General features: G+C 57.3%; 10 protein-coding genes. 4 read left to right on the forward strand and 6 right to left on the reverse strand.

The window, feature by feature from the left end; all coding sequences use genetic code 11:
• The first annotated feature begins 62 nt into the window (after positions 1-62).
• Positions 63-1,466, forward strand: coding sequence for a DNA repair protein RadA (radA, locus tag C5L39_RS00385; RefSeq protein ID WP_123046914.1), 1,404 nt, complete (start codon positions 63-65; stop codon positions 1,464-1,466).
• A gap of 23 nt (positions 1,467-1,489) precedes the next feature.
• Here radA and C5L39_RS00390 read toward each other — a convergent pair whose 3' ends face one another.
• From C5L39_RS00390 to C5L39_RS00400, 3 genes are all read right to left on the reverse strand, one after another.
• On the reverse strand, positions 1,490-2,419 hold the full coding sequence (locus C5L39_RS00390; RefSeq protein ID WP_165857936.1) for an FUSC family protein: 930 nt from the start codon (positions 2,417-2,419) through the stop codon (positions 1,490-1,492).
• Positions 2,420-2,891: 472 nt separating this feature from the next.
• Positions 2,892-3,587, reverse strand: coding sequence for a hypothetical protein (locus tag C5L39_RS00395; protein WP_123046916.1), 696 nt, complete (start codon positions 3,585-3,587; stop codon positions 2,892-2,894).
• A gap of 55 nt (positions 3,588-3,642) precedes the next feature.
• The gene (locus C5L39_RS00400) at positions 3,643-4,266 is read right to left on the reverse strand and encodes a carbonic anhydrase (protein ID WP_123046917.1); all 624 of its coding nucleotides are present in this window, start codon (positions 4,264-4,266) and stop codon (positions 3,643-3,645) included.
• 63 nt (positions 4,267-4,329) lie between these two features.
• Here C5L39_RS00400 and C5L39_RS00405 point away from each other — a divergent pair, with 63 nt between their 5' ends.
• The gene (locus C5L39_RS00405) at positions 4,330-5,202 is read left to right on the forward strand and encodes an HhH-GPD family protein (protein WP_123046918.1); all 873 of its coding nucleotides are present in this window, start codon (positions 4,330-4,332) and stop codon (positions 5,200-5,202) included.
• Between the two features lie 73 nt (positions 5,203-5,275).
• Here C5L39_RS00405 and C5L39_RS00410 read toward each other — a convergent pair whose 3' ends face one another.
• A complete protein-coding gene (locus C5L39_RS00410) occupies positions 5,276-7,993 on the reverse strand; it encodes an ATP-dependent Clp protease ATP-binding subunit (protein ID WP_123046919.1) in 2,718 nt (905 codons plus the stop codon).
• Between the two features lie 357 nt (positions 7,994-8,350).
• On the opposite strand from C5L39_RS00410, the gene C5L39_RS00415 reads away from it, so the two are divergent.
• On the forward strand, positions 8,351-9,166 hold the full coding sequence (locus C5L39_RS00415) for a metal-dependent hydrolase (protein ID WP_123046920.1): 816 nt from the start codon (positions 8,351-8,353) through the stop codon (positions 9,164-9,166).
• Here the strand turns inward: C5L39_RS00415 and C5L39_RS00420 are convergent.
• Both C5L39_RS00420 and lysS read right to left on the reverse strand, forming a co-directional pair.
• Positions 9,124-10,575 carry an MDR family MFS transporter gene (locus tag C5L39_RS00420; protein WP_425453830.1) on the reverse strand — a complete coding sequence of 484 codons (1,452 nt, stop codon included), beginning with the start codon at positions 10,573-10,575 and terminating at the stop codon, positions 9,124-9,126. The two genes, C5L39_RS00415 and C5L39_RS00420, sit on opposite strands and share 43 nt — an antisense overlap.
• A gap of 138 nt (positions 10,576-10,713) precedes the next feature.
• A complete protein-coding gene (gene lysS, locus C5L39_RS00425; RefSeq protein WP_197714689.1) occupies positions 10,714-12,315 on the reverse strand; it encodes a lysine--tRNA ligase in 1,602 nt (533 codons plus the stop codon).
• 240 nt (positions 12,316-12,555) lie between these two features.
• Here lysS and C5L39_RS00430 point away from each other — a divergent pair, with 240 nt between their 5' ends.
• Positions 12,556-14,271, forward strand: coding sequence for a carbon starvation CstA family protein (locus C5L39_RS00430; RefSeq protein WP_123046922.1), 1,716 nt, complete (start codon positions 12,556-12,558; stop codon positions 14,269-14,271).
• Position 14,272 lies beyond the last annotated feature (1 nt).

The following is a 14,272-nucleotide window of genomic DNA, read 5'->3' on the forward strand; positions in this document are numbered from 1 at the left end:
AGCCCGGGCCACCGCAATCAGCGCGGTGTGTCCCGGGCCTTTTTCGTTCTAGAGTGGCAACCATGGCCCGAAAACCACGTTCCGTCCACACCTGCTCCGAGTGTGGCTATAGCTCACCTAAATGGTTGGGCCGCTGCCCCGAATGTGGCTCTTGGGGCACACTCATAGAATCTGCGGCAGCACCGAAATCTGGTTCCGCGGCAGTAGCTGCAGTATCCGGTGCAGTTCCCCGTGGGCTGGTCCCTGCTTCGACCGCGATACCCATTACCAAGGTAGACGCCGTCGCTTCCACCTCTGCTTCATCGGGAATCGGCGAGCTCGACCGAGTTCTAGGATCCGGGGTGGTACCCGGCTCGGTGGTGCTCATGGCCGGTGAGCCTGGGGTAGGCAAATCCACCCTGCTCTTGGAAGTGGCCAGCCGTTGGGCCAGCCAACCGACCAAGGACGGAGGAACCAGGCGGGCGCTGTATATCACCGCCGAGGAGTCCACTGGCCAGGTGCGTGTGCGCGCAGAGCGCACCAATGCGATGAAAGAGGCTTTGTTCCTGGCTGCGGAATCGAATCTAGATGTGGTTTTTGGCCACGTTGAGCAGATTAAACCCTCATTATTGATCGTCGATTCGGTGCAGACTATGCACGCCGCTGGAGTCGAAGGCGTGGCTGGCGGAGTCGCACAGTCCCGTGCCGTCACTGCCGCATTAACCACCTTGGCCAAGACTTCTGGCATTCCGATCATGTTGGTTGGCCATGTGACTAAAGACGGCCAGGTGGCCGGACCGCGAGTGTTGGAGCACTTGGTAGATGTGGTCTTGAACTTTGAAGGCGACCGCCAGTCTTCGTTGCGAATGCTCCGCGGCATCAAAAACCGGTTCGGCGCCACCGATGAGGTTGGCTGTTTTGAACAGACGGCCGGCGGCATCCGCGAGGTCCCCGACCCTTCTGCACTATTTCTCTCCCACCGGGGTCAAACTCCCGACGGCTCTGCAGTTACTGTCGCGATGGATGGGGTTCGTCCGATCCTTGCCGAAGTCCAGGCACTGACGGTGGAACCAGTGGCCAAGAACCCTCGCCGGGTCGTCACGGGTTTGGACAATAACCGAGTGCCGATGGTCTTAGCCGTGTTGCAGGCCCGGGCAGGTGAACGCACTCATGACAAGGATGCCTATTTAGCCACCGTAGGCGGAATGCGGATTTTAGAGACCGCCACCGATTTGGCTGTGGCCCTGGCCACCTGGTCTAGCCTGCATGAGCGCCCTCTGCCGACCAAGACTGTCGTTATTGGAGAGGTAGGTCTAGCTGGTGAGCTTCGCCGAGTGCCTAACCTTGAGCGACGTCTTATGGAGGCAGCACGCTTGGGATACGAATATGCGATCGCCCCGCACGGGGAAAAACTGACAGTACCGGGCATGCGAATATCTCAACCAGCTACGCTCCGAGAAGCAATTGAGTTGGTCTCCCGAGAATAGAGCTCATCGGCTTCAGCTCTGGCTCACGATCCGTGCAAAACTGCACTTCTGCCCTCTTTTGTCCGAGACCGCTTCATCACAACGGCATGACCGATGGTGAGCACAATAATTGCTGCCACGGCACCAATGACGGTATATACGGCACGCTCGATCGTGCCAGAGACGATGGCATCGGTACCACCGGTAGTCTGCAGGACCACTGCAGGGGTGAGGAACGAAACATACCCCCAATAGGGAGCCTTCATGTTCAGCACAGGTGCAACCATGGTGAGGACAAGTGCGACGATTGAAATTGCTAGTGGATAGTCTTGGAGAAGGTCGACGACCAGCAACGCCAGCACCGCACCAACCAACGTACCGACCACACGTGCGACTACCCGACGGCCAGATGCTGCGTAATACGGCTGAACAACGACGAACAGGGTCAAGATGATCCACCACGAAGCTGGCGAGTGCAACCACTGCATGTCAACATAAGTGGCAACTCCGACCATCCCGGCCAAAGACAGTGCGAAATAGCGCGCAACGCGGAAAGACACACTGGGCGGTCGGTGTAGCTCTAGCTCCGCCGAGATGTATCGGCCGACTAACAGCGTCCATAGCCCACCAGCAGCTATGAAAGCGACCATTACTAACCCTGATCTAAACGATGAATCCGCGGGAACCGTACCGGAAGCTAGCGCGACCTCAGGCGCTCCAATCAGCGCAAAAGCTGCCAGTGGTGCGGAAAATGATGCCATGCCATGCCAGCCTCGCATTGCTGAGAATCCCACTGCTGCGCCGACAATCGCCATATATATGGCACCAGCTAGGGGAAAATCGCGCAACAACAAGGAAATACCCATCAGCGTGGGAGTCAGCAACGCCGCTCCGAACGCTAATCGGGAACCGCCGAACAGCCCGATGATTACTGGGAGCACCCCAAAAAACCACAACGCTGCGTTGTCGCTCATTGGTGACGCGCTCAACGCAATGAAAGGCGCAACGAGTAGCAGCCCCAAAAGGGACAGCTTCATCATTGGAAGTTGTCCCGTTGATTCACTTTTCTCAGTGGCCATATACCCCTCAGATCATTCGTCTCAAGCACTCATTATGACAGCGATCTGACATAACCGTCAGCACTTCTCACATACTGCTAGTCATGCAAGATCAGTAACCATGCGGAAAGTTATAGAAACAGCAAAATACGGGGCCAAAAGGAGCGGGCTTTCCACCGTAATCCTATTCGGACGATCAGCACTATCTGCCAGTGTTTCCAGACAACAGATCGGTGATTCGATCGAATTGGCCATCCGCCACAAGCTAATAACCCACGTTTAACACCGTCAGCTGGCACTGCCTAGCAATATCAGAACGACAGGTAAGCGCCCTATGCGGGCGATATATCCAAGACGATGTTGATGAGTTAACTGTTAGGCGGCAGCATCACTTCAGATTAAACGTATGCGCATCCGAGGGGTTGTCCCCGATCACTGCATGAACAAAATAGGCGCCAGGCTCTACTGGTTCACGATCGCTGCACTGGCCTTCTTCTGAGCCCAGCCGTGACCACACTGCTTGGAAGCTCCGCTCACCTTCAGCCTCGAAGGTTTCTTCACCGTCGAGCACTGAGGCATAGCAATCGGTATCTGCCCAGACGCGTCGATTGTCGGAGAGATGGTAGACCTCGAAGCGTAGGACATCTTCATCCAGATCGATGACACAGTCTGATGACGTGGAATTTGTGACGGTCATATAGAACGTAGGCTGCATGTCTGCGTCATAGGAGGAACGGTCACTGGTGGCCACGATCTGCAGATCTGATAGTTCACAGCCGACGGCTTCCGCAGCTGCCAAAGTGCTGCTCTCCGTCGCAGGCTCTTCTGACTCAGTGGTCTCCTCGCTGGAGGGAGCACTCGTAGAAGAGCTCGCAGAAGATGTCTCCGAAGAGGTCACCGTGGTGGAGGTAGCAATGGCCGAAGCTGCGTTGCTCTCGTCTTGAGTTGACTCGCCGCTGCGGTTGGCAAAGGCCACCATGCCCCAAGATAAGAGCCCGACGAGCACCAATATGGCTACGAGCGCCGCGATCCTGCGGCGAACATAGATTTCTTTGGGGAGACGACGGGGGCTGCGGTTGCTCACATCTTCCACTCTAAAACCTGGATGATCTACCAGTGGGTACCATTAGCCCGCGTGTCTACTCAACACCGTCGGCAATGACGAGTTTCGTCGAGCTATCGGAGAGCAAATAGCGCACTCCGACAATGCCACAGGTGCCATCTGCAATGCGCTCACTGATCTCGTGGACACGGCTTTTGATCTGCACGACTGTCTCAATAATGTGCTGTCGCTCGAAGTCAGGAGTGGTGTTTTTCCCTCGAGCCTGCGCTTCCAAGATGGAGGGGGCAACCTTCTCAATGAGGATGCGCTCCAGGCCATTGGGAATCACACCGCCCGAGAGTGCCTCCGCAGTAGCTGCGACGGCACCACAGGACTCGTGGCCCATGACCACGACAAGTTTCACCCCGAGGGTCTTAATGGCGTACTCGATGGAACCTAGGACCGCTGGGTCAAGGATTTCGCCGGCCGTACGGACCACGAATAGATCGCCCAACCCCATGTCGAAGATCAACTCAACGGGAACACGGGAATCTGAACAGGCCAGAACCACCGCAAGTGGATTCTGGCCAGAGCGTAGCTCTGCTCGTCGGACGATGTCTTGGTTAGGTCGTTCCTGCTGATGGGTAACGAAGCGCTGGTTACCGATCTTGAGCGCATCCCACACATCTTGGGGCCGCGTAGCGTCTTCATTTGTGAACATGCACACAATTGTTGCAGATTCCGGATCTTCAAGTATCCCCGGGCTGGCCTAGACTGATTCCTCATGTTCCATCCGCAACTGATTTCCTGGTTTGAAACCACCTCCCGACCACTGGCTTGGCGAACACCCGAGACCGATGCCTGGGGAATTTTGCTCAGTGAAGTCATGAGCCAACAGACCCCGGTCGCACGCGTCGAGCCAATCTGGCAACAATGGTTGGCGCGCTGGCCAAACCCGAAGGCCTTTGCCGAAGCCTCTCCTGATGAGGTACTGCGCGCCTGGGGAAAGCTCGGTTATCCACGCCGCGCACTCCGCCTGCTCGGCTGCGCCCAACAAATCGTTGAACTGCACCAATCACGTGTGCCAGACAACGTCGATGAGCTCCTAAAACTGCCTGGGATCGGCGATTACACTGCCAGAGCGGTAGCCTGCTTCGCTTATGGTCAGAACGTGCCGGTAGTAGACACTAATGTCCGCCGTGTCTATCGCAGGGCGGTAGAGGGGCAGTATCTGGCGGGGACGGCGTCGAAAAGCGAGCTCACCAAGGTAGCCGCGATCCTGCCAGGAGATGGATCCGGTCCGCAGTTTTCAGCAGCACTCATGGAACTGGGAGCAGTAGTCTGTACTGCAACCGCTCCCAAGTGCAAAGCCTGTCCCATTGCCCAGGAATGCGCTTGGCAGCAGGCCGGATGTCCGGCGCCGCACGCAGATGAGGTAGCCGCAGCTAAGCGTAGAGTGCAAAAGTTCGCGGGTACTGACCGACAAGTCCGGGGACTGATCATGGATGTGCTCCGCGGCGCGGAATCGCCCGTCGAGATTTCTGCCATCGATGTGGTGTGGCCCGATCCCGCACAGCGCTCGCGCGCATTATATTCCCTCATTAACGACGGTCTCGCGGAACAAGATGAGCAAGGCCGTTTCCACTTGCCGTGCTGATGGCGTATCTCAAATAGAAAAATCGGCCCCTATAACGAGAGTTACCTTCGTCATAGGGGCCGATTAGCTCACGCTACGGCTGTGGCTGCGGCTGAGCGCCGCCGGCCGAGGCCGGACCATCATCAGGGCCATTCGTAGTATCTGGGAGCAGCTCCTCCACATCGAAATCCTCGACAGTCTCGTCCACATCGCGGACCTCTTCGACTGCCTCCGGAGAAATCTCGGAGAACATACCCTCAGGCAGCGGCTTCGGGCGCGGGGTGAAAGTGAAGCTGGCGCCATCAGCTTGCTTGGACTCGCCATCCCAGCCATCGACGTCGACCGTGACGATCTCGCCGGCACCAAGCTCACCGAAGAGAATCTTCTCAGACATGACGTCTTCGATCTCACGCTGAATCGTGCGACGCAAGGGACGTGCACCCAAGACTGGGTCGAAACCACGCAGAGCCAGCAAAGACCTAGCCTTCTCCGTGAGCTCGATGCCCATGTCCTTGGAGTTCAGGGCCTTGGCCACTCGATCGGTGAGCAGGTCAACCATCTTGACAATCTGATCACGGGTGAGCTGGTGGAAGACCACGATCTCATCGATACGGTTGAGGAACTCAGGGCGGAAGTGCTTCTTCAGCTCGTCGTCGACCTTGTTCTTCATCCGGTCATATTGAGCGTCAGTATCAGTCTCGGAAGATCCCGAGAAGCCCATCCCGACGGCCTTGGAGATGTCCTGGGTACCCAAGTTAGAGGTGAAGATGAGCACCGCGTTCTTGAAGTCGACCACACGCCCCTGGCCATCAGTCAGGCGTCCTTCTTCCAGCACCTGGAGCAGCGTGCTGTAGATCTCTTTGTGTGCCTTTTCGATCTCATCGAACAAGACCACAGAGAAGGGCTTGCGGCGAACCTTCTCGGTCAGCTGGCCGCCTTCTTCGTAGCCAACGTAGCCCGGAGGGGCACCGAAGAGACGCGAAGCGGTGAAACGATCGTGGAACTCGCCCATGTCGATCTGGATCAGCGCATCGTCTTCGCCAAAGAGGAACTGCGCCAGCGCCTTGGATAGCTCAGTCTTACCAACACCTGAAGGACCAGCGAAGATGAAGGAGCCGGAAGGACGCTTGGGATCTTTCAGCCCGGCGCGGGTACGGCGAATAGCCCGCGAGACGGCCTTAACTGCCTCGTCTTGGCCGATGATCCGCTTGTGCAGCTCATCTTCCATATTAAGCAGACGAGAGGATTCCTCTTCGGTGAGCTTGAATACCGGAATACCGGTCCAGTTGCCGAGGATTTCAGCAATCTGTTCCTTGCCGACCTCCGCGATCTCATCCAGGTCACCGGAGCGCCATTGCTTTTCCTTCTCCGCGCGCTCTTCGCCGAGTTTGCGTTCGGTGTCGCGCAGACCAGCGGCCTTCTCAAAGTCCTGCCCGTCAATCGCGGCTTCCTTCTCACGACGAACACTAGCGATGCGCTCATCGATTTCACGAAGCCCCTCCGGAGCAGTCATGCGCTTGATGCGCATGCGCGCGCCAGCTTCATCGATCAAATCGACTGCCTTATCCGGCAGGAAGCGATCATTGATGTAGCGGTCCGCAAGGTTCGCGGCGGCGACCAAAGCACCATCGGTGATGGAAACGCGGTGGTGTGCCTCATAGCGGTCACGCAGTCCCTTGAGGATCTCAACAGTCAGTTCGACGCTGGGCTCAGGAACCTGCACCGGCTGGAAACGACGCTCCAGAGCGGCGTCTTTTTCGATGTGCTTGCGGTACTCATCCAAGGTGGTCGCACCGATGGTCTGAAGCTCGCCGCGGGCGAGTTTCGGCTTGAGCAGGCTGGCGGCGTCAATTGCGCCTTCAGCCGCGCCAGCACCAACCAGGGTATGAATCTCATCGATGAACAAGATGATGTCGCCGCGCTGGTTAATCTCCTTGAGGACCTTTTTCAGGCGCTCTTCGAAGTCACCGCGGTAACGAGAACCTGCTACCAAGGAACCGAGATCTAGCGAGTAGACCTGCTTATCCTTGAGGGTCTCGGGAACCTTGCCGTTGACGATATCGAGGGCCAAGCCTTCAACCACTGCGGTCTTACCCACGCCGGGCTCGCCGATGAGCACCGGGTTGTTCTTGGTACGCCTCGAGAGCACCTGCATGATGCGCTCAATTTCCTTCTCGCGGCCGACGACGGGATCTAGCTTGCCGTCACGTGCTGCCTGGGTAAGGTTGCGCCCGAACTGATCAAGGACCAGTGAATTGGAGCGATCTCCGGCGTTGGCCGGACCTGCGGGACCGCCACGATTGGCACCGGCGCCAGCGCCAACGGGACCAGCATCCTGCTCCGGGGTAGCTTCCGGGTTCTCACCCTGGCCACCTTCGTAGCCGGAAAGCAGTTGAATAACCTGCTGACGCACCCGAGGCAGATCAGCGCCGAGCTTAACCAGCACCTGAGCAGCTACGCCTTCGCCCTCACGAATGAGACCGAGCAGTAGGAACTCGGTGCCAATGTACTTATGGCCCATCTGCAGCCCCTCGCGCAGCGAGAGCTCGAGGACCTTCTTGGCACGCGGGGTGAAGGGGATGTGACCGGTATGCGGCTGAGTGCCGTGCCCGATGATCTCCTCGACCTCTTGGCGCACTGCGTCTAGGGAAATCCCCATCGACTCAAGCGCCTTAGCCGCCACCCCCTCACCCTCATGGATAAGGCCGAGCAGAATGTGCTCGGTACCAATGTAATTATGGTTGAGCATGCGCGCCTCCTCCTGTGCGAGGACGATAACGCGGCGTGCGCGGTCGGTGAACCGTTCAAACATGTCTACCCCTAACCGTTTGTTCCTAACGTGTCACCTACTCTAACGCGCGGCCCCAGCATTCTATTTGCCAGATGGCATATCAATCACCATTTTCTGGACCTTTCCGCAGCTCAAGACCATGTACGCCGGTAGCGAACACGCACTATTTGCCCCAAACCCAGCCCCATTGAGAAGCCCCTCCGTCCAGCTTGTCCACTGGCCTGGTCCACCCAAGCCATTGGGATAGCTGCCCAAGCAATCCCCAATACACCCGGACACCGCCCACCTAGCTAGTATCGAACAGGTTTGCGGGACAGGGTAGATTTCCTTGTGTTGCAGCAAGAATTTTGGGTCACGCGTCGAAGGGATAAAGAAAACATGGTGATGGGCCCGACCCACGCAATGAGTGGAGCAGCTGCAGGATTGGCCGTCGCCCAACTCTTGCCGGCATCCTGGGGCGGAGTCTCCTCCGCCCAAGAAGCTTTCGTGTTCGCTGGTATCGCGGCAGGAGCTGCTCTCCTGCCCGATTTAGATTCTCCTCAGGCCACGGTTTCGAGATCTTTTGGCCCAGTTTCCCAAATGTTGTCGCATCTGGTGGAAAACGTCTCCCAATTTTTGGTCAACCTCACTCGAGGACCAAAAGATCGACGCTGTGGCAACGGCCATCGAACAGTCACCCACACTCTGTGGTTCGCATTAGCGGCAGGCGCCGTCGCCGCGCCATTAATCTCAGCTTTTGGCAGGCCCGCCACTATCGGATTGCTCTTCGTATTCTTGGCGCTGGCTATTCGCGGATTGTTTCCCGAATGGTCGAAGAAAAAGGAGTGGGTATTGGTCACTGCGCTAGCTGCCCTACTGGCTTATGGAGCTTGGCGCTATGTGCCGCTTACTGCCTCCGGGCTAGTTCTTGGCTCAGCTGTGACGGTCGGAGTGTTGGCGCATCTAGCAGGCGACTTCATCACCAAACATGGCATTCCACTATTTGCTCCACTGCTTAGATTTCGCGGACGCAGATGGTGGAACGCGGGACTGCCCAAACCGTTGCGGGTCCGAGCCTCCGGTCCAGCTGACAAGTTCCTATTGAGCGCTTTTACCATGCTTGTGGTCGTGCAGGTCATCTACATCGGTTCCGGAGATTTCGTCGAATACGCTCAATTCGTTCCGGCTTCAACCTCTATCGATTCTTCTCGATAGTCCCGGGGAACTTTGGTAATCAACGGACTAATAACCAGCACTAACACCGCCAAGACTCCGGCGATCAGGAAAGCTGTATGTGCACCATCAGCGGTGGCTTGTTCAATCCCTATTCCTTGGTCTAGGGACTGCTGGGTGCCAACCGATAGCGCGGTGATCAGCACTGCTGTACCTGCTGCGCCAGCCAGCTGCTGCAAGGTATTCAAAATTGCGGAGCCATGCCCGTAGAGGGATCTCGGCAGGCTGCCCAGTGCGGTGGTCATCAACGGTGTCATCAAAAATGCCAGCGACAAAGAGAAGATTAGGTACATCGAGATGATCAAACCGATGGAGGAATCGACGTCGAGAAGCGTCATCCACCACACCGATGCAGCCAACATGACAGCCCCGGGAACGACCAATGGCCGAGGTCCAACGGAGTCATAGAGCCGGCCAATAAACGGGGCCAGCACTCCTTGCAGCAGCCCGCCTGGCATCACCAACAGGCCAGTGCCCAATGCACTCAGTCCGATCGCGGTTTGCAGATAGATCGGGAACACCATCACCACGCCCAACAGGGTGCCCATCACCAGCAGTGCGAGCAACACTGAAAGCGTGTAGTTCCGGATTCCGAAGGGATGCAAATCCAGCAGCGGATCTTCCAACCGAAGCTGGCGTATTACGAACACTGCCAAGGAGATCACTGCGATCGGACCAATAACAGCTGCCATCGTGGGATCAGTACCGATGGAGCTAAGAGCGAATACCAGACCACCGAAGGCAGCTGTGGCCAGAACAACTGAGGTTGGATCTAGCGGAACCTTGGCGGTTTCACCGATATTGCCGATAAAGAAGCTACCCACTCCTAGAGCGAGAATCACCAACGGCACTACCAGCCAAAACAACCAATGCCAGGACAGGCTGTTGAGGATCAGACCGGAAATTGTCGGCCCTAGAGCTGGCGCCACCGACATGACAATGGAGATCAGCCCCATCACCGATCCGCGACGGTTGCCCGGTACAACGGTCATCGCCACGGTCAGCAGGAGCGGCATGATCAATGCCGTGCCGAATGCCTGAACAATGCGCCCAAGGAGCAGCACTTCAAACACTGGCGCCGCCGCTGCCACGATAGTTCCGACAAGGAAGCTCGCCAGTGCGACCGTAAACACCGATTTGGTGGAAAAGCGCTGGAGGACCCAGCCGGTGGTCGGGATGACCACCGCCATGGTCAGCATGAATCCAGTGGTGAGCCATTGTGCGGTGCTGGCGGGAATATCAAAATCCACCATGATCGTCGGTAGTGCGACCGACAAAATTGTCTCATTCAGAAACATCACCAGTGCTGATGCAATCAGCACGATGAGAATGACTTTCACCTCAGCAGAAAGCTTCTCGGTACGTTCAGGTGCAGTTGAGCTCACGCGCAGAAGCCTCTCGGTGTTTTTACGTCATCGATGTAGTCGAATCAGAAGGAAGGCAAGAATATCCCTTGATGTGAACTAACGCGAATAACTAGGCAGCATCGCACCGAGAGGCTCCCAAAAAATCTGCCTCAAAAATCTAGCTTAGTTCTGCTCCGGCTTGACCATGGGGAACAAGACGGTCTCCCGAATCCCCAGGCCAGTCAACGCCATGAGGAGACGATCGATACCCATGCCGCAACCGGAGGTCGGTGGCATTCCTTGCTCCATGGCACGCAGGAAGTCCTCATCTAGGACCATGGCTTCATCGTCTCCGCCAGCGGCCAAACGGGCCTGATCTTCAAATCGATCTCGCTGAATAACCGGGTCGATCAACTCGGAGTAGCCGGTAGCCAGTTCGAAGCCACGAACATAGAGGTCCCACTTCTCAGTGACACCGGGCTTGGAACGGTGTTGACGGGTCAACGGGGAAGTCTCAATCGGGAAGTCCTTGACAAAAATCGGCCCATCTAGCTGATCTGCGCATAGCTCCTCCCAAATCTCTTCCACTAGCTTGCCGTGACCCCAGCCACCCTTGGCCGGGACTTCGAGTCCGATGACCTCAGCAATCGACTTGAGTTCCTCGACTGTGGAATCAATGGTGACCTCTGGCTGGCCAGGGAATTTGCGCGCTAGGGCTTCGTTGAGAGAGGGATAGAGCTCAAGTTCTTGCCACTCTCCGCCCAAGTCATAGTCAGTACCGTCGGCCAAAGTGATGGTGGTTGAGCCAAATACCTCAAGGGCTACTGATTGAACCAGCCCCTTGATCAACCGAGCACCGTCGTTGTAGTCACCCCACGCTTGGTAGGTCTCCAGCATGGCAAATTCTGGGCTGTGGGTGGAATCCACGCCCTCATTGCGGAAGTTGCGGTTGACCTCGAATACTCGATCGATGCCACCGACGACGCAACGCTTGAGGAATAGCTCAGGTGCGATCCTCAGGTAGAGATCAATATCTAGCGCATTGGAACGGGTGACAAACGGGCGGGCTGCGGCGCCGCCGTGCAGCGTTTGCAACATCGGCGTCTCAACCTCGAGGAAATCTTTACCTTCTAGGTAGTGGCGCAGAGCGCGCATGACCTTGATCCGGGTCAGTGCATTATTGCGAGCCTGCTCGCGCACGATCAGATCGGTGTAGCGGTAGCGCACCTGGCTGTCTTCATTCATCTCAGCAAAAGAGACTGGCAACGGACGCAAGGACTTCGAGGCCATCTGCCAGGAATCAGCCATGACGGAAAGCTCACCACGGCGGGAAGAGATGATCCGACCGCGCACGGAGACGAAATCGCCAAGATCGACATCTGCCTTCCATAAGGCCAAGGCCTCTTCGCCAACGGCCGCAAGCGAGAGCATGGCCTGCAGCTGGGTACCGTCACCATCTTGCAAGGTGGCAAAGCACAGCTTGCCGGTGTTGCGCATGAAAATCAGCCGACCGGCCACTGCCACTTCAACGTCAGTTTCTTGGCCTGATTCTAGATAGGTAACATCCGGCTGCCTAGTGATTTCTTCCCCCTCCTTGAGCGCAACGAAGCGTTCGCGCAGCTGCTGGAGCGAAATCGTGCGGTCGACGGTTACTGGATAGGGGTCTTTACCCGAGTCCAGCAAGCGGGCGCGCTTCTCGCGGCGGATACGCAGCTGCTCGGGAAGATCGGTGCCGGAGTTGGCCTTGGATGCCTGGGGATTCTTTGCGTCACTCACGGGGTCCAAGGATAGTGCATCAAGACCGAACCTCAGAGAGCTACCCCAGCACCCAGCTACCCATGCGCCGACCAATACTCAGTCGGGCACGGTGGGGATTTCCGGATTGGCCCCCCAAATTTTCCACCCTAACGTGACTTACCCCACTCGCCGTGGAATAGTGAGGTGGATTACGATGCACAACCGGCGGGTGGGCCACCACATATTGCCTGTCTGCCTTCCCAATTCTCACTCATTCAAGGGACCCCTATGAACTCACTAGTTCTCGTCGTCATTGGCGTCGGCATGATGGTCGGCGGTTATTTCCTTTACTCCCGTTTCCTGGGTAGCAAGATCTACCAACTCTCGGAAACCTACGAGACTCCGGCGCACACGATGTCCGACGGCGTCGACTATGTCCCCACCAACAAATACGTCCTATGGGGACATCATTTCACCTCCGTGGCCGGGGCCGCACCCATCGTCGGCCCCGCTGTTGCCGTGATCTGGGGCTGGCTACCGGCCTTCCTCTGGGTCACCATTGGCACCGTATTCATCGCCGGCATGCACGACATGGGCGCACTATGGGCCTCCCAGCGACACAAAGGCCAGTCGATTGGCACCCTCTCCGGTCGCTACATCGGCAACCGCGGACGCAACCTCTTTCTCATCATCATCTTCTTGCTACTGCTGATGGTCGTCGCAGCCTTCGCTGTGGTTATTTCCAACCTGCTGGTCTCCACTCCGACCGCGGTGATCCCGACCTGGGGCGCAATCATCGTCGCTCTGTTTATCGGTCAGGCTATCTACCGCCTCAAGTGGAATCTCCCGATCGTCTCCGTGGTCGGCGTCGTCGCCCTCTACACCTTGATGCTCATCGGCGACCAGTTCCCCATCGTCTTGCCGGAAAGCACCCTGGGTCTCAGCCCCAACGCCTTCTGGATTGTTGTCTTGTTCGTCTACGCCGCCATCGCTTCACTGCTACCGGTGTGGGTTTTGCTTCAGCCGCGTGACTACATCAACGGCCTGCAGCTCTTTGTCGGCCTGGGCATCCTCTACGCCGCATTCTTGATCACCACCCCAACTTTGGTAGCCCCGGCAATCAACACCAACCTCCCCGATGGCACCCCGTCGATGATCCCGCTGCTGTTTGTCACCATCGCCTGCGGTGCCATCTCTGGTTTCCACGGCGTCGTAGCCTCCGGTACTTCTTCCAAGCAGTTGGATAAAGAAACCGATACCCGTTTCGTCGGCTACTTCGGCGCGGTCGGTGAAGGGCTGCTCGCTCTGGGCACCATCATCGCCACCACTGCTGGTTTCCGCACCTTGGCAGACTGGGAAGCTATCTATACTGCTTTCAACCAGGGTGGAGTCAATGCCTTCGTCTCCGGCGGCAGCAGCATCATCAACGAAGGACTGGGCATCCCGTCTTCACTGTCTGCCACGATCTTGGCCACCATGGCGGTACTCTTCGCAGCCACCACCATGGACACCGGTGTTCGTCTCCAACGCTTCGTTGTTCAAGAAATTGGCGAGATCGTGGGCGTTAAGCTCTCCGGAATCGTAGCTACCGCCATCGTCATCGTGGTCGGCGTCAGCTTGACCTTCTCCGCTGGCGGCGATGGTTCCGGCGGTATGCTCATCTGGCCGCTGTTTGGCACGACCAACCAGCTCATGGCCGCGTTGACGCTCTCCATCGTCTGTGTCATCCTCACCAGCCTGCGCCGACCCATCTGGCCGGTTCTCATCCCCTTGGTCTTCGTGCTCACCATGGCTCTATGGGGCGCGATTGTGCAGCTCGGACAGTTCTGGGATACCCAAAGCTGGCTACTGCTGGCACTCGATGTCATCATCCTCATCTCTGCCATCTGGGTCGCGGTCGAAGCTTTTGCTGCCACGAACCGCGCACGACAAGCTCCGCCAGTCGTGTGGTCGGACTCTGACACCGATGCCCCCAGCCAGACCCCGGTCGAACAGAAGTCCTAGC

This window comes from Corynebacterium alimapuense, assembly GCF_003716585.1.
Taxonomy (GTDB): Bacteria; Actinomycetota; Actinomycetes; order Mycobacteriales; family Mycobacteriaceae; genus Corynebacterium; species Corynebacterium alimapuense.

Bases quoted from the DNA above. Each gene is read 5' to 3' on its own strand.
- radA (WP_123046914.1), top strand. From the start codon at position 63: ATGGCCCGAAAACCACGTTCCGTCCACACCTGCTCCGAGTGTGGCTAT.
- C5L39_RS00390 (WP_165857936.1), bottom strand. From the start codon at position 2,419: ATGAGCGACAACGCAGCGTTGTGGTTTTTTGGGGTGCTCCCAGTAATC.
- C5L39_RS00400 (WP_123046917.1), bottom strand. From the start codon at position 4,266: ATGTTCACAAATGAAGACGCTACGCGGCCCCAAGATGTGTGGGATGCG.
- C5L39_RS00405 (WP_123046918.1), top strand. From the start codon at position 4,330: ATGTTCCATCCGCAACTGATTTCCTGGTTTGAAACCACCTCCCGACCA.
- C5L39_RS00410 (WP_123046919.1), bottom strand. From the start codon at position 7,993: ATGTTTGAACGGTTCACCGACCGCGCACGCCGCGTTATCGTCCTCGCA.
- C5L39_RS00415 (WP_123046920.1), top strand. From the start codon at position 8,351: ATGGTGATGGGCCCGACCCACGCAATGAGTGGAGCAGCTGCAGGATTG.
- C5L39_RS00430 (WP_123046922.1), top strand. From the start codon at position 12,556: ATGAACTCACTAGTTCTCGTCGTCATTGGCGTCGGCATGATGGTCGGC.